The following is a 24,319-nucleotide window of genomic DNA, read 5'->3' as shown; positions in this document are numbered from 1 at the left end:
TCTGGTGAGACTAGGCTTCGACCCAGTCTTTTCCGGCGACGCGGGGATTGAGAGTCGGTGGACGGAATCGGGGGAAGGGGGCTCTCCGTGGCGTTCTCGGAACGCCGGTCGAGGATATCCAGAACACTCCGAATTTCCCCGCATTTTAGACCGGAGAAGGTTTGCCCCCGTCCGGACCGTTACGTGTCCGATATCTCTCCCGAGGGTCCGTCTGTCCCGAATAGAGCCTGAGCACAGAAAAGGAAAGCACACCTCATGAACTTCAGAGGAGCTCTTCCCGTCGCGGAACTCCCGCTGCGAGCCGACGACCGGATGCCCTGCCTGGAACTGACGGACGCGGAGCACACCGCCCTGCGGGACCTGGCGGAGGCGGCGCTGGAGCGCAGTCACGAACAGCCGATCGACCGACGACTCGACGAACTCGCCCTGCTCGCCCACGAGATACCTCTGCGCATCCGGTCCCATCTTGTCGACTTCCGCCTCACCGGACGTCCCTACGGCGGTCTCGTCCTCGCCAACCTGCCCGTGTCCGAGGCCTTGGCCGGACCGACCCCGACCGACTACGTCCACGAACCGGTCAGCGAGGAAGCCGAACGGGCCACCGCTCTGCTGCTCCTGATCGGTTCGCTGCTCGGCGACCCGGTCTCCTTCGTGACCCAGCAGCGCGGCCGACTGGTGCTCGACCTGTTCCCGATCAAGGGACATGAGGGGGAACAGCTCGGTTCCAGCTCCACCACCACCCTGGAGTGGCACAACGAGGACGCCTTCCACCCGCTGCGCGCCGACTGGATCCTGCTGGCGGGGATCCGCAACCACGACCGGGTGCCGACCACCTTCGCCACCGTCCAGGACATCGAACTGGAGGACCGGGTGCGGGAGGTGCTCTTCCAGGAACGCTTCGTCATCCTGCCGGACGAGTCGCACACCGCCGCCTTCAACAGCAGGACCACCGGTGTGGACGAGGAGAGCTGGGTCGCCGAGGCGTTCCGCGACATCGCCGACCGGCAGACGGCACCGCGCCCGACGGCGGTCCTCTCCGGCGACCGCGAGGCTCCCTACATCTGCATCGATCCGGCTTTCATGCCACGGTCCCTGGACGCCGAGGCGCTCGAGGCGCTCGACGCGGTGACCGCGGCCATCGACGCCGGGCTGCGGGACGTCGTGGTCGGCCCCGGTGAGCTGCTCATCGTGGACAACAAGCGGGCCGTCCACGGGCGGCGGCCGTTCGCCGCGCGCTACGACGGCACCGACCGCTGGCTGCGCCGTATCAACGTGCTCGCCGACCTGCGCAAGGCCGGCGGACGGCGCTTCGCGCCGCACCGCCGCGCCCTGGTCTGACCGCTCGTCACGGTGGCGGCCCGCGACCACGGGCCGCCACGTGGACCGGCCGGCCCCGTCCACGACCCTCCGGGCGGGCCGGGAGGTCAGAAGTCGTAGGTCGTCGCGCCCCATACGTCCTCCTCCGCTTCCGGCAGGCTCCGGGCCACGCCCACCGGCGTCCGCGGTTCACCCACCACGGCGGACACCAGCCCCACCAGGTCGTCCGCGAAGCCGGCCGCCTCGTCCTCCGTCACCAGCTGCCGGTCATAGGTGAGATCCAGGTGCAGCAGGTCGCCGCGGACACTCGCGTACAGCCACAGGTCGCTGTCGGCGGGCAGTGCGTCGGCCAGGACGTCCTCGACCTGCCAGGACGGGCCGCCGACGGTCGCGTTCTCCCAGCTGACGCCCAGGTCGAGCAGGACGCTGCGACCGGGCCGCGCACCGATGCCCAGGCGCTCGACCAGAACGTCGAAGGGCAGCCGGGCGTGCTCGTACGCCTCCACGACGCGCGTCCCCACGTGCTCCAGCAGCTCGCCCAGCCCGTCCTGCGGCCCGAACTCCAGCCGCAGTGGCACCGCGTTGGCGAAGTAGCCGACCAGCGCGTCGGCGGCCGGGCTGTGCCGCAGACTCGCGGGGAAGCCCAGCACGAGATCCGTCGCCCCGGTCGCCCGGTGGAGCAGAGCGGTGAACGCGGTCACCACGACCGCGTACGGCGTCGCCGGGGAGCCCTGCACCGACTCGGCCGGGAGCGTGCGCCGCGCGAGTCCGGCGAGCCCCCGGCGCCTGCCCCGGCGTGCGGGGTCCACCGGGTCGGGGGCGGGCCGCACCCCCGCCAGCCGCTCCCGCCAGAACGCCTCCTGCCGCGCGGCCTCCCGCGAGCCGAGCCAGGCCTGTTCCTCGGCGGCCCAGTCGCGGTACTGGTAGCCCGGCACGGGCCGCCGCTCACCGCCGTGCCGCTCCACCGCGTCGTACGCGGCGAACAGGTCGTCGAGCAGCACATTCACGCTGGCACCGTCGTAGATCAGATGGTGGGCGCTGACCGTGAGCAGGTCGCCGCCGGCCGGGCCCTTGACCAGGCACACCTCGAACAGCGGGGCGCGCTCCAGGTCGAAGGTCGCGGCGCGGGCCCGGCGCAGGGCCTCTCGCACGGCCGGCCCGTCGGGGTCGGCGCCCGGCAGCTCGGTCACGCGCAGCGGCACGCCCCCGGGGAGCCGGTCCAGCACGGTCAGCCCGGCGGTCGCCCCGGAGGGCAGCACCTGCGCCCGCAGCAGTTCCTGGCGCTCGACGACGGCGGTGAGCGCCGCGCGCAGCGTGTCGGGGGACAGGGAGCGGCCCGTGCGGACGAGGTCCGCGATGATGAACCGGTCCGCGTGGGTACGGCGGGAGGTCAGCCAGACCCTGCGCTGCGCCCGGGACAGCGGGAAGGCGCCGTCGCCGGCCGGGGGCGCGGTCACCGCGGGCTCCGGCGTACCGTCCGGCGCGCGGTCCGGGAGGGCCTCCGCGAGCCGGCGTACCGTCGGGCGGGCGAACACCGTGCTGACCGCCACGCCCAGTTCCTTGGCGATGCGCGCCGCGGTGAGGCTGTGGCCGCCCAGCGCGAACAGGTCGGCGTCCAGCTGGTGCACGGGGTGGCCCAGCACCGCCGACCACACGCCGGCCACGCGGAGCTGGGCCTCGGTCAGTTCCGTCTCCGCCGCCGCGCCGGCGCCCTCCCCGGGCTCGGGCGGGGCGGGCAGCGCGGAGCGGTCCAGCTTGCCGATGGAGGTGACCGGAAGCGCCGGTACCGTCACGTAGGCGTCGGGGACCATGTGGGCGGGCAGCCGGCCGGCGAGGTACGCCCGCAGCCGGGCGGGCTCGCCGTCGCCCACGACGTAGGCGACGAGGCGGTGGGAGCCGTCCCCGGCGGTGCCCGGCACCGCCACGACGGCCGCGCCGCGTACGCCCGGCGCCCCGGCCAGCGTCTCGGTGACCTCGCCGGGCTCCACCCGGTGGCCGCGGATCTGCACCTGGTCGTCGATGCGGCCCAGGCAGAGAAGACTCCCGTCGGGCAGCCACCGTCCCAGGTCGCCGGTGCGGTACATCCGCTGCCCGGCGCGCACCGGGTTCGCCACGAACCGTTCGCCGGTCCTGCGCTCGTCGCCGAGGTAGCCGCGCGCCAGCCCGATGCCGCCGATGCAGATCTCCCCCGGGGCGCCGAACGGCACCAGTGCGCCGTGCTCGTCGAGCAGGTCCACCGTCTTGTTGGGGAACGGCCTGCCCACGGGCGGCTCCCCGGCGCCGGCCCGCACCTGGACGAGGGTGGTGGCGACACTGTCCTCCGAGGGGCCGTACTCGTTGAACAACTCGGCGTCGGGCAGGAGCTGGTGATGCCGGTCCGCGAGGGCCGCGGTGAGCCGCTCGCCGCCCAGGACGACCTGGCGCAGCGAAGGCAGCCGGTCCCCGGCGTAGTCCAGGATCAGCTGGTACAGGCTGGGCACGGTCTGCACATGGGTCACGTTCTCGCGCCGGATGACGGCCGCGACCTCGTCGGGATCGATGAGCTGCTCCCGCTCCAGGACCACCAGGGGCGCGCCGGAGCAGAGGGCGGACAGCACGTCGGAGATGCCCGCGTCGGCGTGCACCGGGTCGACCTGGAGAACGCGGGAGTGCGGGCCGAGGCCGTAGTGGTCGATGCGGTACCGGACCGTGTTGAGGATGCCCAGGTGCTCGATCATGACGCCCTTGGGGGAGCCGGTGGAGCCGGAGGTGTAGACGACGTACGCCAGGTCCTCGGGGCCCGCCGCGCGCGACCGCGGCCCGGGTGGTCCGGCGGCGGTGTCCCGGCCGAGGACCACGACGGGCTGCGGCGCCCCGGCCAGCGTCCCGGCCCGGACGGGGTCGGCGAGCACCGCTGTGGCCCCGCTGTCGGAGAGGAGTTCCCGCACCCGGAGTCCGGGCTGTTCGGGGTCCAGCGGCAGAAAGGCGGAGCCGGTCTTGAGGATGGCGAGGAGGGCCACCAGCATCCACTCGGTGCGCGCGCACAGCAGGGCGACGACCCGCTCGGGCCCGGTCGGCGCCGCCGCGGCGAGCCGCGCGGCCAGCCGGTCGGCCATGCCGTCGAGTTCGGCGTAACCGTAGGCGCGGTCGCCGCAGATGACGGCGGTGGCCCCGGGCCGCGCGACGACCTGTTCGGAGAACAGGTCGAGGACGGTGCGCTTGGCCGGGAGTTCCTGGTACGGGCCGGTGCCGAGCGCGAGCAGGTCGTCGCGCCGGCCCGCCGGCAGGACGGGGAGGAGAGCCACCGGGGTGTCGGGTGCGGCGCACACCTCCGCGGCCAGTCCGGCGAGTCGACCCGCTGTGCGCCGGGCGTCGCGGGCGTCGGTGGTGCCGCCGCGCACGGTCACCGCGATGCGCCCTGCGTCCGGGTCCAGCCGGCCGGTGAGGACGGCGTGCCGGCCGAGTCCGTCGGCCGTGAAGGCGGCGCCGGACGACTCCCCGCGGCCGACTGCGGCGTCGACGGCCCGCTGCTCGGCACGCAGGCAGGCACGGAACCCGGCGTCCGGGTCGAGGGGCGTGCCCAGGCGCGCCTCACCGCCGGGCAGTACGGCCCGGACGGTGGCGGTCGCGTCCGGGGTCAGCCGGTGCAGCAGGACGCGCAGCAGCGCGGGGACCACCGTCGGTACCTCCGCGCCCACCGAGACGCACAGCGCGCGCAGGGCGGCACTGGTCTCGTCGTCGAGCGCGACGGTCACCCGCGCTCGGCCATCGGCAACGGTCATCAGGATCTCCTCTGCCAGGGGCGCCTCGGCCGGGAACGCGGACGGGGTACGCCGATTGCGGCACTGCCGGTGGCAGCGGGGGACGGCCGGTGGGGCGGCCCGCGCCCGCGGGCCACCAGGACGGTCACTCGGGCGGGCTCGGGGCGGGGACGGCGCGGCCGCCGTGAGCGGGTCGTGGGTCCGGTGCCGGCAACCGCCCGGACGGCGGCGGGGGTTCGGCGGCGGGGACGCGGTGCGGCGCACGCCGGCGGGCGTGGACGCTCGGCGGGGGCCGGCTCGCCGCGACCCGGCCGGTGGGGCTCGGGCGGGAGCCCCACCCCGGGCGGCGACCGCCCGCGAGGTGTGCGGTTCCGTGCGTACGGGGGCTGGTGTCAGCGAGCACCCGCCGGCACCGTGGGCGCCGACGAGCGGGAGCGTACGTCCGGGAGGGAGGCGCTCGCCGCGGGGCTCACCGGGTCGGCGGGCACGGTCTCGGGCCCGGCGTCGTGCCGGGGGTGTGCGGGCCGGCGCCGCGACAGGACGCGGGCGCCGCGGTCCGCCCCGGCCGGGCGAGCGGGAGACGCACCGCCGGCCTCCGTGCGTCGAGGCTTTCGGGGGCGGGCGTCCGGCTCCCGGTGGTGCCGTCCTCCCGGACCGGTGGAGAGAATGCCTCGATTGCGGGCGTCATGGACGTGCGGTCCTTTCGTCATTCCTGCGGGTGGTCGGCCCGCGCGGGACGAGGAAACGAAGGCGAGAGCCCGGGATTCCGCGCTCCCTGCCCATCGTGGGGCGAAGCTCGTGACCTTCTCCGTCCGAGCGTGCCATAGTGACCGGTGTCAGCCAAGCGTTTCCGGGGAAAATCTGACGGGGGTCGCCGGGTCGAACAGGGGCTGTATCAAGATCCGTTCCGCTGCTATGCTCGTCGTCCGAACGCCTGGCGATACGGGAGGGGGCAAACGCGGAAAATCCGACATGCGGGAGCGGTGCGGTATGTCGAGTTCGCCGGCACTCGTGAGTGTAATACCGGAGCTGTGGTGATGGCCGGGACGCAGGTGGATCGTCTGCCCGATGCGCCGGCCTCAAGGCATCTGACCTGCGAGGACAGCAACTCTTCCAGGAGTCGGGAAGCGCGGGGTGGCGAAAAGGGAAAGTCGTTCCCGGGATGCCTGAGAGGCAATAGAGCGGCTCTTGTCCAATTTTCTCGGTGTCATTCCCGGAAGCTGGACATGAACTCCCGCAGAACTGCCCGCCGGGAAATCCGCGAGGAAACGAGAAGCGGGGCGCCCGTTCCCGCGCTCCGGTGGATACCGAGTTTTTCGACGGCCTTTTCCCGGAACTGTCCCGCGGTTCCCTGTCCGGTGCTGCGGGCCCGTCGGGCCGCGGCGCCCGGCCGGTGAAACGGCGCGCTTCCGCGCGGCGCGCTTCACCAGGAGGCCCCCGTTCCAACCGCCGGAATCCCCGGCACGTGAACACCCTGTCCGATTCCGTGTGCCAGGCACAAGGCAATTCCGAGCCTCGGAGACAGCCGCGGCCACGCGGGCCTGCGAGGCGAAACCCGCGCCGTGCGGGGCCCGGCCCCGACCCCCTTGAGGACCCGTCATGAGCTTCGAAAACGCATCCCGCCCCACCGCGGCACCGACTCCGACTCCCCTGCGGGCCAGGCTCACCGGAGCCGGGCACAGCGGACGCGGCGAACTCACCGAGGAGCTGACGGCCGCCGCGCGCGAGGGCCTGCGCCGGGTGGCCGGGGAACGCCCCCTGGAGGAACTCGTCGTCCTCACCGCCGCCGCCGCGCTGGTCCTGCGTGCGGCGGAGGACGTGCCCGAACCCGTGCTCGCCGTGGCCGGCCCACGGGGCACCACCGCCTGCGCCGTCACCACCCCCGAGGACGCGCCCCTGCGGGACCTGGTCCTCGCCGTCGACACCGCGCTGCGGGGCGCGGACACCGTGGCCGCCGACGACCCCGGCCTGCCCTTCTCCCTCCTCGTGCGGTCCGACCGGCTGTCGCCCGCGCCGCACGCCGGCACCGCCCTCGTGGTGAGCCTGCGCGAGGCACCGGACGGCGGCCGCACGCTGCACGCCGCCTTCGACACCGGGCGCCTGGACGCCTGGTGGGCCGCCGTGGTGCTCCGCTCCCTGGTGACGGTGCTGGCCGCCTTCACCGAGCCCGGCACCGCCTGCGCCGCCGTCGAACCGACGGCGCCCGAGGACAGTGCCGAGGTGGCCCGCTGGGAACGCGCCGGGTTCGCGCCGGAGCCCACGCCGGGCACCCTGCTGGGGCCGTTCATGGACCGGGCGCGCGAGACACCGGACGCCGTCGCCGTGGTGGACGGCGACCAGCGCGTCACCTACGCCGACCTGGCGGCCCGCACCGAGGCGGTGGCCCGCCGGCTCGCCGCGGCCGGAGTGCGGCCCGGCGACCGGGTGGCGACCGCGCTGCCCAAGAGCCCGAACGCCGTGGCCGTCATCCTCGGCGTCCTGCGCGCCGCCGCGGCCTACGTGCCACTGGATCCCCGACTCCCCGCCGAACGCCTCCGGTTCGTCCTGGACGACGCCGCCTGCGCGGCCGTGGTGAGCGACGACACCGGGCTGCTCGCCACGAGCCCGGTGCCCGTGCTGACGGCCGACGCGCTCGCCGGGACGACGGAGACCGCCGTAGAGGGTCCGGCCCTGCCCGCCCTCCCCGGCCCGGACGACCCCGCCTACGTCATCTACACCTCCGGCTCCACGGGCACCCCCAAGGGCGTCGCGATCCGGCACTCCGCCATCGCGGGCTACCTGTCCTGGAAGCGGCGCTACCACGAACTGGACGCCGGGACCCGGCTCGTCCAGGTGCCCTCGTTCTCCTTCGACAGCTCCGTCTCCGACCTGTTCTCCGTCCTCGGCGCCGGCGGCACCCTGCTGCTCCTGCCGGAGTCCGACCGGCTGGTGCCGCAGCGCGTCGGGGACCTGGTGAGCAGCCACCGCGCCACGCACATCACCCTGGTGCCGTCGCTGTACCGCGTCCTGCTCGACGCCCTGGCCGCGCCGGGCTCGCTGCGCCTGGTCACCGTGGCCGGCGAGGCGTGCCCCGCCGAACTCGTCGCCCGCCACTTCCGCCACCTGCCCGGCGTGCGGCTGGTCAACGAGTACGGCCCGACGGAGAACTCGGTCGGCGCGACCGCCTACGACTGCGACGAGCGGCCCCGGCACGGATTCCCGGTGGGCCGGCCCATCGACACCACCGTCCTCGAGGTACTCGACGAGCGGGGCCGCCGGCTGCCGCCCGGCTTCCCCGGCGAGATCCACCTGGCCGGACCCGGCCTGGCCGACGGCTACGTGAACGACCCCGACCTCACCAAGCGGCTCTTCACCGAGGCGCCCGAGCTGCCCGGCGGCCGGCGCTATCGCACGGGGGACCGGGGCTGGTGGACGCCCGCCGGGGTGGAGTTCCTCGGCCGTGGCGACAGCCAGGTCAAGATCCGCGGCAACCGCGTCGAGCTCGGCGACGTGGAAGCGGGGCTCTGCTCGCTGCCCGGTGTCGCCTCCGCCGTCGCCCTGGCCGCCCCCGGCGCCGACGGCTCGCTGGTCCTCGTCGCCTTCCTGACCGGCGACGCCGGCCCGGACGACGTACGCGCGAGGGCGGGCCGCGTCCTGCCCGGCCACATGGTGCCCAGCCGGGTCGAGCGGCTGGCGGACATGCCGCTGACCCGCAACGGCAAGGTGGACCGGGCCGCCCTGGCGGACCGGGCCGGAGAACTGCTGCGGGCCACCGCCGCGCACGACGCACCGGCGTCCCCCGCGCCGGCGCCCGAGGAGCCTGCCGACGGCGGCCTCACCGCCCAGGTCACCGCGCTCTTCGCCGAAGTGCTCGGCGTGTCCTCGGTGGGCCCGGAGGACGACTTCTTCGAGCTGGGCGGGCACAGCCTTGCCGCCGCGCTCCTCGTCATCGAGCTGGAGAACCGGCTCGGCGTCCAGGTGGAGCTGGACGACTTCTTCGACGAGCCCACGGTGGCCGGCGTGTGCCGCGCCGCCGCGGCGCCCCGGACGTGACGCCGGGGCCGGGCGCGCGGGCGCCCGGCCCCCCGCCTCAGCCGATGAGCCGGGCACCGACGGAACGCCGCAGACCGCGCGACTTGCGCAGGTCGTGGGTGACGTTGACACGCTTGAGCCAGCGGTCCGTACCGTCGTAGCGCGCGGTGAAGGAGCTGCGGCCGTGCACGACCCGGTGGTTGTTGAGGAAGACGAACGTGCCGGCGTCCAGCGCGCGGGGGCGGGCGCTGCGGGTCAGCAGCTCGTGGGCCGCGGCGAACGCCCTTACGGCCTCGGGATCGTCCTCGGGCGCCGACATGTGCGTGGCGTCGAAGCACAGCAGGGGATCGGTCCGGGAACCGAACAGCACCGGCACCCGGCCGAGACCGTGGATCAGCCGTGAGATGTTGTCGAAGATCCGCTGGTCCTCCGGCGTGCGCACCGTGTTGTTGTGCGGCAGGTGCGAGTCGTCGGAGATGATCTCGAAACGGCTGTCGAAGAGGACGTCGAGCACGTCCGCCGGCAGCGTGGTGAAGTCGGCCTCCGCCACCACCACGGGTATCCGGTCAGGATTGCGCAGCGCGGCCAGGATGATGTAGTCCGCGCGGTAGGGGTGGAAGGCGTCCTCCGTGTGCAGGGTGAGCGCCGTCCTGCTGCCCGTGCCGAGCAGCAGGGTCTCGTACTCCTTGATGGGGAAGACGTCGTTGACCAGGTGGCCGTCCTGCTGGGTCGACCAGCCGAACGGCTCACCGAGCAGCGAGGCGTACAGCAACAGCAGGATCTCCTCGGGCAGTTCGCGGTGGACGCGCTGCTCGTCGCGCCAGTGCGCCGGGGTGGGGCCGATCCGGTCGTCGTCCATCAGGTGCCCGCTGACGGCGCAGTACCCGTCCGCCCGGTCCAGCTGGAAGGCGCGCAGGAACCTGCGCACCCGCTCCGGCAGCCGGGCGGCCAGCAACGGCAGGTCCTGGAGGAGGCTCTCGCTGTCCGCCGAGGGGTGCTCCGCGGCCAGTTCCAGGGCCAGCCGGTCGGTCTCGGCGGCCTCTTCGGGCGTCAGCCGCAGCTCGGTCAGCCCGGCCGGCTCGGGCCCGGACGTCGACGCGGGCGTCGACGCGGGTGTGGGCGTCGTGGTCATGGGTGTCTCCTGTTCGCTCGGATGAGGTCGGGGCCGGGTCAGCTGTCGAAGCGGAAACCCTGGAAGGCCGGGGCGGGCGGACCGCTCGGCGGCTTCGCCGGCTCCCCGGTCCCGGGCTCCCCGGCGAGACGGCCGAGTTCGGCGAGGACCCGGCCGGCGATCTGCTCGGCCGTGTCCCGGGCATAGCGCCCGGTGTCGTACTGGAGGCACAGCCGCAGCCCCCGCTCCTCCTCGACGAACTGGAACGACAGCTCGAACATGCCCCGCCGTTGCAGGAAGGGGCCGCCGCGCAGCGCGATGCCCCGTGGCCCGGCGGGGCCGGTGTCGATGCGCGGGAACAGGGCGACCCACACGTCGAAGAAGGGGCCCCGCCCCGGTGGCCGGGGCGGGTCCAGGGTCGCCACCAGCTCGTCGAAGGCGACCTCGCTGTGGTCGAGGGCGTCCGCCGTCCGCGCCGCCACGTGGCGCACCAGGCCGGCCGGGTCGTCCCGGCCGGTCAGGTCGAGCCGCAGCGGGACCGTCGCGACGTGGAAACCGACGGCGCCGTCCAGGCCGAGCGGGGAGCGGCGGTCCACGGGCGTGCCCAGACAGACGTCGTCGGTCCGGGTGAGCCCGCCCAGTCCGCTCGCCACGGCGGCGGCGAGCGGCGCGAAGAGACCGGCGTGCGCGGCCGCGGCCAGCGCCCTGAGACGGGATGTGACCCGGGGTTCGATGTCCAGGGACACCGTGTCCGTCACCGTGCCGGCGGGCTCGCGCCGGGGACGGTCCACGGGCAGCGGCAGCGGGGACGGCGGGGGAGTGAGCAGGTCCCGCCAGTGCGCGAGCGACTCCTCCCGGGGGCGCGGGGCGGTACGCGGCCCGGGGACCGGCGCCGGCGGCGGGGCGCCGTCCTGCCGGTAGGCGGCCACCAGTTCGGCCGCCAGGACCGTCAGGGACCGGCCGTCGCACACCAGGTGATCGGCTGTGAACAGCAGTGACCAGGCGCCGTCCGGCCGCAGAAACAGCGTCGAGCGGAAGAGCGGACCCTCGGTCAGGTCGAAGGGAACCTCGACACGGTCGTGGACGAGCGCCTCGAACTCCTCCTCGGTGAGGGACCCATCGCGCAGGTCCACCACGTCCAGCGGGGCCGTCCGGTCGGTGACGACGGCGCGGACGGCGCCCAGCCGCTCCACGAAGACGGTCCGCAGCGCCGGATGGCGGGCGGGCAGGGTGGCGACGGCCGAGGCGAGGCGGTCGACGTCCAGCTCCCCGTCGCCGCGCAGCAGACACGGCACGGTGTACGCGACGGCGCCGCCGTGCTCGTTCTGGCGTGCCAGCCACAGCCAGCGCACGGACTCCGGCACGTCGCCGTCCCGCGCCCGCCGGGACTCCGGCGCGGCCCGCGAAACGCCCTCGGGTCCGGGGCCGGTCACCCCGCCGCGCGCCTCGGCCAGCCGGGCGGCCAGCAGCTTCGGGGTGGCGCACTCGAGGATGTCGCGCACCCGGACCGGAAGCCCGACGGCCTCCTCGACGGACACGGCGAGGGCCAGCGCCGACAGACTGTGTCCGCCGGCGAGGTAGAAGTCCGTGTCGTCGGTCACGTACTCCAGCTCGAGTGCCCGCGCGAACAGCCGGCACAGATTCTGGGTGAGGTCAGTCATGATTCCACTCCGTGACGGCAGAACTCTGCGGAAAAAAACCCTGCACAAACACTCCAGATCTTGTCAATAACCTTCCGCCTGGCGGAGATTGCTGTCATTGCCCTCGTATCTCTGTCGGGTTAGGGTGGCGAGCGGAAGGCGCCGGCATATGTTCAGCGCGTCATGTCACCATCCGGTGAAGGGGAATTGCCTTGCTCAAATCCCAGCGGCTTGCGGTATTGCCCATCGACTCCTACGACCTGGAAAGGGAGCTGTCCCTCGTGGACCAGCACGACGCCGGAGGCGAGTACGACGCCTTCACCTTCGGTTCGTGGTCGGCCCATGTGCTGGCCAACGGCAGCGGCGCCGAGTCCGACACCGCGTTCCGCCCGCACGGCGACCGCCTGACCCTCACCGAGCTGGGCAGGAAACTGCCGGGCATCATGTCCCTCGTGACCGAGCACTTCCCGCTGGACCGACTCCAGTGGGTGCGTGTCTTCAGCCTTGCCGACGGAATTCTCGCCCCGCACGTGGACTTCCTGGAATTCACCGAACCCGGCACCCGGGTGCAGATTCCGCTGCGTACCGGCGAGGAATCCCTGCATTCCGAGAACGACCTCGTCTACCACCTCCGTCGCGGTGAGGTCTGGAAGATACACACCACCGACCCGCATTCGGCACGCAGCAGCGCGGGACCCGCCCGGCTCTCCCTCTGTCTCGACTTCGCCGGCGCCGCCGAGCCGGTCGAGATCCGCGGCGACGTCCCGGCGGCGCGGCCCGTGCGCGTCCTCGACCTCCCCGAGGTGACCGACGCCGACGTCGAGGAACTCATCGGCTCCGGCCCAAGGCTGACCCGGGCGACCATGCGCGCCTCCTTCCGCCGGTTCGCCGCGCTCCACTTCGAGCGGCGGGCGCACGCGACGGCGGCCTTCGACTGGTTCGCCGAGGCCGCACGCCGCACCGGCGACGAGGTCATGGTCGCCAAGGCGGAGGCGTTCCGCACGTACTGCATCGACAAGCGCGGCTACCGGGAGACGTTCGCCTGGTGAGGGACCACGGCGAGCCGCTCGGCCCCCGGCCCGGGCAGGGCCCTGCGGTCCAGCTTGCCGTTGGCCGAGTACGGCAGCTCGTCCGTCACCCACCAGCGCACCGGCACCATGTAGTCCGGCAGCACGGCGAGCAGCGCGCGACGCAGCTCCTGCGCCGGCGGCGGATCGCCGGTCAGCGCCGCGTGCAGCTCCGTGCCGCCGTCCGCCCGCGCCACCCCGAACACCGCCGCGTCCTTGACCCCGGGCAGCGCGGTCAGCCGGGACTCCGGCTCCCGGGGCTCCACCGCGTTGCCACGGATCTTGATCAGGTCGTCGATCCGCCCGAGGAGCCCGAGCGTCCCGTCGGCCCGCCAGACGCCCCGGTCCCGGGTGCGGTACAGCCGGGCCCCGGGCAGGAAGGGGTCCTCCACGAAGACGGTCCGGGTGAGTTCCGGATCCGTGTAGCCGCGGGCCACCCCCACCCCGCCGATGTACACCTCGCCGACCTCACCGTCGGGCACCGGCATCCCCTCCTCGTCCAGGATGCGGATGTACGTGTTCCACACCAGTGACCCGACCGGCGGGCGGGGTTCCAGGTTCCCGCGCTCCGCGCTCATCGAATGGCTCGTCACCATGTGGTTCTCGGCGGGCCCGTAGTGGTTGTGGAGGGTGACCTCGGGACGCCGGGTGAGCAGCCCCTCCAGCGCCGGCGTGACCCGGACCGTCTCGCCCGCGCTGATGATGTGCCGCAGCGCCGGGGCGTGTTCGAGGGTGGTGGGCAGCGACATGAGGATGTCGATGAGGGACTGCGGGAAGTCGACCACCTCGATCCCCTCGCCGATGACGTACTCGACCAGGTCACGCGGGTCACGCCGTACGTCCGGGTGCGGGACGTGGAGGCAGCCGCCGGAGGCCAGGGTGTAGAAGATCTCCTGGACGGAGACGTCGAAGGTGAGCGGCGCGCACTGCAGCACCCTGCGTTCCCGGCCGAGACCGGACCCGTTCGCCTGCCAGGCCGCCAGGTTGGCCAGGCACCGGTGCGTCTGCACGATGCCCTTCGGCGCGCCTGTCGAGCCGGAGCTGAAGATGACGTAGGCGGCGTCCTCGGAGGCGATCCGGGGGCGTGCCGGCGGCGGCCCCGGATACTCCGCGAGCAGCCGGGTCAGCGTGGTCGCCGCCCCGTCCGGGTCCTGCACGGACGCGCCGGGCACCCCCTCGTCCAGGACCGTGAGCCGGGCGCTGCCGGCACGCAGGATCTGCTCGATCCGCTCGCGCGGATAGGTCATGTCCACGGGCAGATAGGCCGCGCCCGCCCGCAGGGTGCCGAGCACCACCGCGGTGAAGTCCACGCCCGCCCGCGCGGCGATCAGCACGGTGTCGCCGTGGCCGACCCCGAACGTGCCGGCCAGGTGTGCGGCCACGGTGTCCGCGAGCCGGTCCAGTTCCGCGTACGACACCGGGCGCCGGCCCTGTTCGCACACCGCCCAGGCGTCCGGGCGGGCCGCCGTCTCCCGGTCGACGAGATCCAGGACCGTCCGGGCGCCGATGTTCACGACCGGCCCCCGGTGCGCAGGGTGCCGGTCGCCGCCGGGCGGGTCCCGGCGGTCGGTGGGCTGGGGCACGGGGTCACACCTCCCGCACGGGCCACGGCGCCCGCGAGACCGATTCGGGCAGGAACGAGTAGGGGTCCTGCGGGTCGTGCGCGGTCGCCTCGATCACCAGCCGGTGTCCCGCCCCCGCCTCCCGGGCCAGTTCCTCCAGCAGCTCCACCATCACGAGATCCTGGAGCGCCAGCCCGGTCGAGTCGTAGACGGTACGCCGGTCACGGAGTTCCGCCTGCCGGGCGGGGTCCGTCAGCAGCTCCGTGAGCGAGGGGCCGATCTCCTCCGGCCGCAGCCGCTGGCACTCGCCCTCCGCCATCGCCTGCTCCCGGTGGTCGGGGACGACGACGGCGTCCCGCAGCAGTTCCAGGGGCAGTTCGGTCTTGCCGGGCATGTCCGAGCCGACCGCGTTGATGTGCACCCAGGGCCGCAGCGACGTGCCCTGGAGCACCGGACCCTGGTCGGGGGCGACGGAGGTCGCCGTGCACAGGATGTCGGCACGCTCCTCCACCTCCGCCGGCTCGGCCACCCGGACCAGCCCGTCGGGCATTCGCGCCCGGGCCGCGAAACTGCTCTCCGCCCGGATGTCGGTATCGCACACCAGTACCTCGGTGAGCGGGAACGACCGCACCAGAGCGTGCAGTTGCGTCACCGCCTGGGCGCCGCAGCCGATGAGCCCCAGGACGCTGCTGTCGGGCCGGGCCAGCGCCCGGGAGGCCAGCGCGGACGCGGCCCCCGTCCGTATCGCCGTCGCGAACGTGCCGTCCACGATCGCGCGCAGGTGCCCGGACTCGACGTCGAAGGCGAGCAGGGTGGACAGGATGGTGGGGAGCTGGTTCTTGACGGGGTTGTGCGGGTTGTAGCCCACCAGCTTCATGGAGACGGTCGCGCCGTGGCGGACCGCCGGCATCCATTCGAGCAGCCCCAGCGTGGGGGTGGTGAGCAGGAATCCGTCGCGCGTCTTCATCTCGGCGCGAGCGGGACCGCTCGAGGTGAGTACCTCGGTCAGCCGTTCGATGGCCAGGTCGTACAGCCGGCCGAGGCCGACCTCGCTGACGACCGTGGCGACCGCCGGGGCATCGACGATGTGGGTGGTGTCCGGTTTCACGTCACTCTCCTGATCCGGTTCGTGTTCCGCTGCCGGAGGGTTGGGGTGTGCTCAGGTAAGGGGTGTGTCGGGGGTCCGGCCGTGCCAGGAGTCCCACAGGGCCGCGTAGGCCCCGCCGGCGGCGACCAGTTCGTCGTGGCCACCCCGCTCCGTGACACGGCCGTCCTCCATGACGAGGACGGTGTCGGCGTCGTGCGCGGTGTGCAGCCGGTGGGCGATGGCGATGACGGTACGGCCGCGCAGCACGGCCGCCAGGGAACGCTCCAGGTGCCGGGCCTCCCGGGGATCGAGCAGCGAGGTGGCCTCGTCCAGCACCAGCGTGTGCGGGTCGGCGAGGACCAGCCGGGCGAGTGCCAGTTGCTGGGCCTGGGCGGGGGACACCTCGTGGCCGCCCGGGCCGATCCCGGTGTCGAGCCCCCCTGGCAGCCCGCGTACCCAGTCGCCGGCGTCGACCGCGTCCAGCGCGGCCGTCACCTGCTCGTCCGTCGCGTCCGGCACCGGCAGCGTCACGTTGTCGCGGACCGTCCCCAGGAACACGTGGTGTTCCTGGGTGACCAGCGCGACATGCCGGCGCAGCTCCTCCAGGGGCAGTTCGGCCACCGGCACGTCGCCGATGGTGACCGTCCCGCCGCGCGGCGGGTGGACGCCCGCGAGGATACGGCCGAGTGTCGACTTGCCCGCTCCGGACGGCCCGACGACGGCGACCCGCTCACCGGGCCGCACCCGCAGGCTGACCTCGCGGACGACGTCGTGGCCCTCGCGGTAGGCGTAGCTGACCTCGTGCGCTGCCACGTCGCGGCCCTGCGGACGGCGGCCCGGGCCGGTGTCCCCGGCCGGGGTGGCGCCCACCCCGACGAGGCGGGCCAGCGAGGCGTCGCCGACCTGGAGTTCGTCCAGCCAGCCGAGCAGTTCGTCCAGCGGATCGATCACCGCGCGGGTGTACAGCGTCGCCGCGGTGACCTCCCCGAGGCTCACCCACCCGTGGATGTGGAAGAGCCCGCCGCACAGCAGGGTGGAGGCGACCGGCAGGACGTAACCGAAGTCCATCAGCGGGAACCACACGCTGCGCAGGAAGAGTGTGCGGTGCTCGGCGGCGTTGGAACGCAGGACGTCCTCGTCCGTACGGCGGATCCGCCGCTCGGCGAGGCCCAGCGCCTCGACCGTACGGGCACCCGTCACGGTCTCGGCCAGCCCCTGCGTCAGGTCCGAGTAACCGGCGGCCTCCGCCAGGTACGCCGTCCGCGCGCGCTTCAGGTACCAGCGCGTCGACCCCGCGATCAGGGGTACGGCCACCAGGCACGGCAGCGCCATGAGCGGGCTGGTCACCAGCAGCGCCACGAAGGTGAGCAGCACGGACAGGCCCGCCACCAGGATGGACGGGGCGCCCATGCGCACGGCTCGGGACAGCGAGTCCACGTCCCGGGTGCCGCGGGTGAGCAGATCACCGGTGCCCGCCTTCTCCACGGCGGACAGGGGCAGCGACAGCACCCGCTGGACGAAGCCCTCGCGGATGTCCGCGAGCACCTGCTCGCCGAGCCGGGCGCCGAGCAGCCGGGCCGTCCTGGTGAACACGCCCTGGAGCAGCAGCAGTCCGGCGATCACCGCCACGACGACGTCCACCCGGGTGGTGGAGACGTCCTGCTGCACCTGTTCCACGAGACGGCCGAGCAGCGCGGGAACGACCAGCCCGCACGCGGTGGCGAGCACGAACCAGGCCACCGTCCGGCCGAGCAGGCCGGCGCGGCCCCTGACCAGTTCTCGGACGTGGCGGCGCACCGCCGGGGCGTCGGCGACCGGAAGACTCACAGCGCACTCCTTCGCGGGATGCCGCAGGACCGGTGCGGGGCGCGGCCGGTCATGTTCCGTCCCGCAGGACGGCGCCGGCGTACTGGGGGTTGCGGACCACGAGGTCGCGGTGCGCGCCGGTGCCGACCACCTTGCCGTCGACGACGAAGGCCACCTCGTCGGCCTGGTCCAGGAGCAGCGGGCTGGAACTCATCACGACGGTGGTCCGTCCCGCGCGGGCCCGCCGCAGCCGCCGGGCGACGCCCGCCTCGGTAAGGGCGTCCACCGCGCTGGTCGGGTCGACCAGGACGAGCACCGGAGTCCCGGACGCGACGGCCCGGGCCAGCCGCAGCCGCTGGCGCTGTCCGCCCGAGAGGGTGCTGCCCTGCTCCGTGAGGACGCTGCCGAGCCCGTCGGGCAGCGCCTCCACGATGTCCTCGGCGCCGGCGGTGTGCAGCGCGGCGGCCAGCTCCTCGTCAGAGCGGCCGGCGGCGAGTTCGTCGCGCAGCACTCCCGAGAAGAGCGTGTCGCTGTTGCGCACCACCAGGATGTGCCGGCGCACCTGTTCCACCGGCAGGGTGTCCAGCGGCAGCCCGCCCAGGGTCACCACGCCCTCGCGGTAGCGGCCGAGCCGCTCCGCGATCTCGGCGTTCTCCTCGGGGGTGGCGGACACGACGGCGGTGAGCCTGCCGTGGCGCGCCGTCAGCCCGGTGGCGGCGTCGACGAGATCGGGCGCCTCCGGCAGGACGGCCGGTGCCGTGCCCGCGGTAGGGTCGGGTGCGACGGCGAGCACCCGTACCACGCGCCCGGCGGCCACGTTGGCGCCGACGATCACCTGCACGGCCGAGGTCACGGTGCGCATGGGCAGCATCAGGAACGCCGCGTAACCGTAGGCGGCCACCAGGTCGCCGGGGGAGATGTCACCCGCGAGGGCGAGCCGGGCGCCGGCCCAGACCACGGCCACCACCAGCACGCCGGGCAGCAGGATCTCGGCGGCGGGCAGCACCGACTCCACCTCGGCGACCTCGACACCGGCCTGCCGCAGCCGCTGGGAGTCCGCGCGGTAGCGCCCCCAGAACGCCTGCTCGCCGCCGATGCCGCGCAGCACCCGCAGTCCGGCCACGATGTCCGAGGCCCGCCGGGTCAGTTCGCCCTCCAGCTCGCGGTACCGCCCGACACGCCGGTGCAGGGGGCGCAGCAGCGGGCCCGTGCCCGCCAGCAGGACCGGCACCCCGAGCAGCACCAGCAGCCCCAGGGGCAGCGAGGTGGACAGCAGGACGACGGCCACCACGACGATGGTGACCGCGCTGCCGGTGCCGCGGGCCACCGCGCCGGGCAGCGCCCCGATCCGCGAGATGTCGGCGGTGCCGACGGTCACCATGTCGCCGTCGGCGACGCGGTCGCGCAGCCCGCCGCCCAGGGAGACCGCCTGCCGGACCACGAGACGGACCGTCAGGTAGTTCGCCTTCAGCCGTCCGACGGTGTCGCAGCGGTGCCGCAGCACGCTGCCCGCGGTGGTCACCAGGGCGAGCCCGAGGACCACCCCGGTCCAGGCGAGGAGGCCACCGGTGTCCTTGTCGCCGATCGCGTCGATGGCCCCGCCGACGGCCAGCGGGGTGAGCCCCATGCCGGCCATCCACAGGCAGCCCCAGAACACCCCGAGCGTCGCCGTACCGGCCTGCCGGCGCAGCAGCCAGAGCAGATAGCGCCGGGGCGACCGGAGATCGGGTTCTCCGGTGTCGGGCAGTGGGTCGTTCCTCGGCAACGCGATTCCTTCTGACGTGTCTCGGTGGGCTCGGGGAGGCAGGGCGCGGACGGCCGGGAGGCCGGCGGGGGACGGCGGCGGGCTAGTCCCTCACGCCCGTACGGGCTGTCGCACCGAGTCGGCGCAGCGCGTCCACGACCTCGCCGGGGCGGTCGAGGTGGTAGAGGTGCCCGCCGTCGAAGCGGCGCACGCCGGCCGGCGCGGCCGACCAGGCGCCCCACTGCCCGGCGTGCTCGTCGGTGACGCCGAGGTCGTCCCTGCCCCGCCAGGCGTGGACCGGGCAGGGCAGTACGGCGTCCGCGGCCGGCGGGCGGTAGTGGTCGCAGAGGGTGAGGTCGGCGCGCAGGGGGCGGGCGACGATGGGGACCAGCTTCTCGCTGGCGGCCACGTACTCCGGTACGGCGCCGTGCTCGGCCAGTTCGGCCACCAGCTCGCCGTCGCTCATCGCCGCCGCCCCGGTCGGTGCCCCCTGGGCGTCCGGCGCACGGCAGGCGGACGCCACGAACCCGACGGGCCACGACCCGTACCCGGCACCGAGGGCACGCGCCAGCTCGTACCCGAGCAGGGCGCCCATGCTGTGCCCGAACACGAGGTAGGGCAGGTCGAGCCGGGCGGCCAGCACCGGGACCAGCTCCCGGACCACCTCCTCGGCGCGCGTCGCCGGCTCCTCGCGCCACCGGTTCTCCCGCCCCGGCAGCTGTACGGCGACCACGGCGATCCCGGGGCCGGCCAGCTCCTGCCACTGACGGAACTGGAAGGCCCCCGAGCCCGCGTGCGGCAGGCACACCAGGAGCAGCCGGGCCGTCGCCGGCGGCTGCCACTCGACGAGCCAGCGCCGCTCGCCCGCGCTCACCGCACCGCCCCGCGCGTGTCCAGGGCGTCGGCGAGGTCGTCCGCCAGGTCCCGGCACACCAGCCGCAGCTGGTCCTCCGCGTAGAAGTGGCCGCTGGGGTATCGGCGTACGGTGGCCGCCTCCCGTGTCTCGCCGGCCCAGGCATCCAGGCCCGGCAGCGCGACCCGGTCGTCCCGCTCGCCCGCGAAGACCGAGAGGGGACACGCCAGCCGGGGCGCCGGCCGCGGCACGTACCCCTCCAGCCAGGCGAGGTCGGCCCGCAGCACGGGGAGCAGGATCTCCAGGAGCTGCGGGTCGGCGAGCGCCTGGGCCGGTGATCCGCCCAAGGCCGCCATCCAGGCGAGCAGTTCCGCCTCGGGCAGCCGGGACAGCGAAGGCCGGGGCCGCCCGGAGCCGGGATGTTCCATCCCCGAGACCGCGAGCAGGGCGGGCCCCGTCGCCCGGTCGTCGGCGGACAGGGCGCGGGCCACCTCGAAGGCGACGAGGGCGCCCATGCTGTGCCCGAACAGGGCATACGGCCGCGAGCCGTGCGCCGCGACATCGGCGCCGATCGTGTCCGCGAGCCGGGCGGGGTCCACGCACGGCGGTTCGGTGATCCGCTGCTCGCGTCCCGGGAGCTGGACGGCCACCACCTCGATCCCGTCCGGCAGGGCCGCGGGCCACGGCCGGTAGGCCGAGGCCGCGCCGCCCGCGTGCGGGAAGCAGTACAGGACGGCGGACGCCTCGGGCCGTGGCCGGGGGCGCACCAGTTCCCGCGCGGCCGGCGGGCGTGCGGTGGTGGAAGAGGGCTTCATCGCGTTCCCGGCGGACTCAGGAGCGCGGCTCGGCGGCCGGCCACACGCGTTCGGCCTGCCGGTACAGCAGCTCCGAGCCGACCGAGCGCCGCCGGCACAGTTCCTCCAGCAGGCCGCTCTGGCGCACCGGTTCGGACTCGGCGTCGAACTCGGAGCCGGTGAGGTGTTTCAGCCAGGGTTCCAGGCCCATGGCGTACGCGTACACGTGCCGGGCGCCCACCTGCTGGGCCAGCCGGTCCGCCATGGCGGCGTCCGAGCCCTTCAGCCGCCGCGACTGGTTCTGCTCGCGGGTCAGCTTGGCCTCCATCAGCGGACCGTAGAGCCAGCTCAGGGACGCGCCGACGCACTCGAGTCCGACGAACAGCGCGTCGACCTCGCCGACGATGTCGCGAACCCGGTCGTAGAGGGCGGGCTCGATCGGCGTGATGTCGGTGGCGAACATGAAGGAACGGCCGAGCGCGCGTACCAGCGGGACCATCTTGGTGCGGATGTCGAGGTCGGCGTGCTCCCCGATGAAGGGCAGGCCCACGACGTCGAGCCCTTCCGCGGCCCGGTGGGTGTCCAGCTCGCCCAGCTCCACCACCCGGCGAAAGCCCAGGGCCTCCAGCATCACCTTCAGGCTGGGGTCCTGGAGCGTGCCGCCGGAGGCGCGGGGGACCACGATGGTGCCGATGCGGGTGCGCAGCTGGAGAAGGGTCTCCAGCGAGAAATGGTCCGAGTGGAAGTGGCTGATCACCACGGCGTCGATGTGGTGGGGCAGGTCCGCGAGGGCGAAGTGCTCGTGCCCGTCGTCGGAGTAGCCGACCAGCGGGTCGAGCAGGACGCAGCCCGCCGAGGTCTCCACCAGGACCGTCGCGTGCCCGAAGTAGCGCATGCGGACCTGGCCGTCGGGGACCGGGTCAGGGGTGCGGGGGGTCTCGTCGTGGAAGAGCGCGTCGAAGCCGGCCGCCCCGGCGGCGTCCAGGCCCAGCCGCTCGGCCAGTTCCCGGGTGTCCACGGGCTGGAGACGGGCGGCGAACACGTCGTCCCACACGGCGGCGGAGAACGGCACGCCGATGTCGAGGCGCTCGGGCGAGGGCAGCACGGGACTGCCGTACACGAAGGGCTGGTCGCGCGGGGGGACGGAGGTCAGCGACAGGGTCTGGCCGTGCTCCTCGAACGCCGGGGAGCGGTACAGCAGCGACTCGAAGAAGCGGAAGGAGGGGTGGTTCGCGGTGTCGTAGACCAACTCGACGCAGCCGCGCAGCGATTCGGGGACCTCGGGGTACAGGGACTCCAGGGGGCCGCCGGTGGCCCGCTCGGCCAGCAGGGCCCGCAGGCGGTCGATGTCGTCCGCGAGGGTGAGGCGCGCCGCCGCGTCCCGCAGGGTCGTGTCGAGCAGTGCCTGCACGTCGTCGGTGCCCGCGGCGCCCGGGTTGAGGAACGGTCCGCCGTAACGGGACGGGTCCGCCAGGGCGTTGCGGTGCAGCGCCGGGGACATGACGTAGTTGCGGAGGATGGGAAGCAGTCTCTCGCGCAGGTTCAGCGCCCCGGTGTGCGGTGCCAGGAGGTAGGGCCAGGCGTACCAGCGGTGCAGCAACGGCTGCGCGACGACGGAGGCACGAAGATGGCGTTTCTGGATGACGGGCACGCTGCGTTCCCTTGCGAGTCGAGGCCGGTGGTCAACGGGGGTCGGCTCTGGTGGTGTCTTCGAAATCCGTATTCGGTCCCGTGGCGAATGGGCGGCACAGGCCTGGGACGAAAAATTCGTACTGCGCCACCGAACAGATGGGCCGGCATGTTCCCCCGTTTCCCCGCGAGGCTTTCGATCCGGGCGTTCGGGGCTGGATTTCCGCCCTTTATCGCCGCAGGATTTCGCGCTGTAGTGCTGGGACTTAGCTTTCGACTGTAGTCATGATCCTCAAGGGCCTGCCACCGATTGCACATGTGACGTGCGTCACATGGCGACGCCGCGTGTGTGCGTGATTGACTGGCAAGAAGTTACGGGTGGTCATGCGGTGAAGCTCTCTTCACTACTTCCTTTCCTGGAGAGCGCGTGACCCGAAATCCTCTTCTTGAGGCCGGCGCGCGGGGAACCCGCTGCATGACCGGTCATGAAGTGCGCCTTGACACGAGGTGCAGGCCTACGTGAAACTCTGCGACCTGTTGCAGGGGGAACGAGAGGGATATGTCGGACGGTACGGAGCCTCGTGGCATTGCGTTGGTTTCTGGCGCCTCGTCCGGATTCGGTGCGCGCATCGCGCAGGTGTTGTCTGCAAGAGGATACGCAGTCATTGCCCTCGCCCGCCGCGCCGAACGGCTCAAAACGCTCGCCGAAGAGGATCCATATCGAGCCATTCTCCCTGTGGTCGCCGACGTGCGGGACCCGGACTCCCTGAGTAGAGCCCTCGACGAGCTACCGGCCGAATACCGGGATATTTCGGTGCTTGTGAACAACGCGGGCCTGTCGAAGGGCTTCGGCCCGCTCCAGCAGGGCGGCTCGCAGCACTGGCGTGAAATGATCGACACAAACGTCACAGGTGTGCTGAATCTGACCGAAATCGTGCTGCCCCGGCTCGTCGCGCGTGGCGACGGACACGTGGTCAACGTCGGATCCATCGCCGCCGAGTACCCCTACCTGGGCGGCAACGTCTACGCCGCCACGAAGGCGTTCGTGCACCAGCTCTCCCTCAACATGCGCGTCGACCTCCAGGGCACCGGAGTCCGGGTCAGCTGCGTCGCGCCCGGCATGGCGAGGACAGAGTTCGCCCAGGTCCGCTACGAGGGGGACGAGACGCGCGCGGCGGCCCTCTACGCCGGTGTCACCCCCCTCACGGCCGACGACGTGGCCCAGGGCATCGCCTGGTGCCTGGACCGGCCGCCGCACGTCAACGTCAACATGATCGAGCTGATGCCCGTCGACCAGCCCTTCGGACTCGGCTTCGGGGGGAACCGGACCGGCGGCCCGGGCGCCTGCGCCGAACCCGATGCTTCGTGATCCGCGGGCCGGTGCCCGCGGCCGGCCCGGCCCCGGCGGGACCGGGGTCGACGCCCGGCCCCGGCCGGCGGACCAGGAGGTTTCGGTACGGCGGGCGCGCCCCGGGGACGCCGGGGAGCTCGCCCGTATCTCCGCGCCGTTCGCGGCCGCGGACCGGCTGCTCAGACGCTCGCCGGACACCTTCGCGCGGCACATCGACGAATTTCTCGTGGCGGTCCGGGAAACGGCGGTCCACGGAACGGTGGTCCATGGAGCAGCGGTCCACGAAAACACCCTCGCGGGCTGTATGGGACTGCTGCCGGTGCCGCAATGCCTGGTCATATACAACCTCTGCGTCCCGCCGGAGTTCCAGGGCGGCGGAATCGGCCGGACCCTGCTGCGTCACGCCGTCCGGCGGGCGGCCGACAGCGGGTGCACCGCCATTCTCGCGGCCTCGAAACACGGGGGTGCCTGGTTCACACGACAAGGCTTTCAAGAAGTCGACCCCGACCGCGCCCCGGAAGAGTGGCGGCGTCTGTCCCCCGCCGGCCGCAAGTCGTCTCTTTACTGTCTGCGACTCGATGACCGGTAACACTGGGGCCATTGCTTC

General features: G+C 73.4%; 15 protein-coding genes. 5 read left to right on the top strand and 10 right to left on the bottom strand.

Annotation, left to right across the window (positions count from 1 at the left end):
• Window positions 1-255: 255 nt before the first annotated feature.
• Entirely contained in the window at window positions 256-1,338 is a 1,083-nt protein-coding gene (gene gntD / locus ABZ117_RS20345) for a guanitoxin biosynthesis L-enduracididine beta-hydroxylase GntD (protein WP_356822622.1), read from the top strand.
• A gap of 86 nt (window positions 1,339-1,424) precedes the next feature.
• On the opposite strand, the gene ABZ117_RS20340 is transcribed toward gntD (ABZ117_RS20345), so the two are convergent.
• The gene (locus ABZ117_RS20340) at window positions 1,425-5,078 is read right to left on the bottom strand and encodes an amino acid adenylation domain-containing protein (protein ID WP_356822620.1); all 3,654 of its coding nucleotides are present in this window, start codon (window positions 5,076-5,078) and stop codon (window positions 1,425-1,427) included.
• Window positions 5,079-6,656: 1,578 nt separating this feature from the next.
• Here ABZ117_RS20340 and ABZ117_RS20335 point away from each other — a divergent pair.
• Complete coding sequence (locus ABZ117_RS20335; protein WP_356822619.1) at window positions 6,657-9,089, top strand: non-ribosomal peptide synthetase; 2,433 nt, start codon at window positions 6,657-6,659, stop codon at window positions 9,087-9,089.
• A gap of 37 nt (window positions 9,090-9,126) precedes the next feature.
• On the opposite strand, the gene gntD (ABZ117_RS20330) is transcribed toward ABZ117_RS20335, so the two are convergent.
• Window positions 9,127-10,200 (bottom strand): guanitoxin biosynthesis L-enduracididine beta-hydroxylase GntD, encoded by a 1,074-nt coding sequence (gntD, locus tag ABZ117_RS20330; RefSeq protein WP_356822617.1) that lies wholly within the window; start codon window positions 10,198-10,200, stop codon window positions 9,127-9,129.
• A 38-nt stretch (window positions 10,201-10,238) separates the two neighbouring features.
• A complete protein-coding gene (locus ABZ117_RS20325) occupies window positions 10,239-11,840 on the bottom strand; it encodes a condensation domain-containing protein (RefSeq protein WP_356822616.1) in 1,602 nt (533 codons plus the stop codon).
• 191 nt (window positions 11,841-12,031) lie between these two features.
• On the opposite strand from ABZ117_RS20325, the gene ABZ117_RS20320 reads away from it, so the two are divergent.
• Window positions 12,032-12,868, top strand: coding sequence for a putative nonproteinogenic amino acid hydroxylase (locus ABZ117_RS20320; protein WP_356822614.1), 837 nt, complete (start codon window positions 12,032-12,034; stop codon window positions 12,866-12,868).
• On the opposite strand, the gene ABZ117_RS20315 is transcribed toward ABZ117_RS20320, so the two are convergent.
• From ABZ117_RS20315 to ABZ117_RS20285, 7 genes are all read right to left on the bottom strand, one after another.
• On the bottom strand, window positions 12,844-14,469 hold the full coding sequence (locus ABZ117_RS20315; RefSeq protein ID WP_356822612.1) for an amino acid adenylation domain-containing protein: 1,626 nt from the start codon (window positions 14,467-14,469) through the stop codon (window positions 12,844-12,846). The genes ABZ117_RS20320 and ABZ117_RS20315 overlap by 25 nt on opposite strands.
• A gap of 4 nt (window positions 14,470-14,473) precedes the next feature.
• A complete protein-coding gene (locus ABZ117_RS20310) occupies window positions 14,474-15,556 on the bottom strand; it encodes an ornithine cyclodeaminase family protein (RefSeq protein WP_356822610.1) in 1,083 nt (360 codons plus the stop codon).
• 51 nt (window positions 15,557-15,607) lie between these two features.
• A complete protein-coding gene (locus ABZ117_RS20305; RefSeq protein WP_356822608.1) occupies window positions 15,608-17,362 on the bottom strand; it encodes an ABC transporter ATP-binding protein in 1,755 nt (584 codons plus the stop codon).
• A gap of 49 nt (window positions 17,363-17,411) precedes the next feature.
• Window positions 17,412-19,106, bottom strand: coding sequence for an ABC transporter ATP-binding protein (locus ABZ117_RS20300; RefSeq protein ID WP_356822606.1), 1,695 nt, complete (start codon window positions 19,104-19,106; stop codon window positions 17,412-17,414).
• 82 nt (window positions 19,107-19,188) lie between these two features.
• On the bottom strand, window positions 19,189-19,959 hold the full coding sequence (locus ABZ117_RS20295) for an alpha/beta fold hydrolase (protein WP_356822605.1): 771 nt from the start codon (window positions 19,957-19,959) through the stop codon (window positions 19,189-19,191).
• The gene (locus ABZ117_RS20290; RefSeq protein ID WP_356822603.1) at window positions 19,956-20,753 is read right to left on the bottom strand and encodes an alpha/beta fold hydrolase; all 798 of its coding nucleotides are present in this window, start codon (window positions 20,751-20,753) and stop codon (window positions 19,956-19,958) included. Before ABZ117_RS20290 ends, ABZ117_RS20295 begins: the two co-directional genes overlap by 4 nt.
• A 16-nt stretch (window positions 20,754-20,769) precedes the next feature.
• A complete protein-coding gene (locus ABZ117_RS20285; protein WP_356822601.1) occupies window positions 20,770-22,383 on the bottom strand; it encodes an MBL fold metallo-hydrolase in 1,614 nt (537 codons plus the stop codon).
• Window positions 22,384-22,920: 537 nt separating this feature from the next.
• Here ABZ117_RS20285 and ABZ117_RS20280 point away from each other — a divergent pair.
• Window positions 22,921-23,730: an SDR family NAD(P)-dependent oxidoreductase gene (locus tag ABZ117_RS20280; protein ID WP_356822600.1), complete on the top strand. Its 810-nt coding sequence runs from the start codon at window positions 22,921-22,923 to the stop codon at window positions 23,728-23,730.
• Entirely contained in the window at window positions 23,720-24,301 is a 582-nt protein-coding gene (locus ABZ117_RS20275) for a GNAT family N-acetyltransferase (protein WP_356822598.1), read from the top strand. Before ABZ117_RS20280 ends, ABZ117_RS20275 begins: the two co-directional genes overlap by 11 nt.
• Window positions 24,302-24,319 lie beyond the last annotated feature (18 nt).

The organism is Streptomyces sp. NPDC006309 (genome assembly GCF_040613095.1).
Lineage (GTDB): Bacteria > Actinomycetota > Actinomycetes > Streptomycetales > Streptomycetaceae > Streptomyces.
The sequence above is the reverse complement of the archived record's forward strand: the minus strand, read 5'-3'. Positions and strand labels throughout refer to the sequence as shown.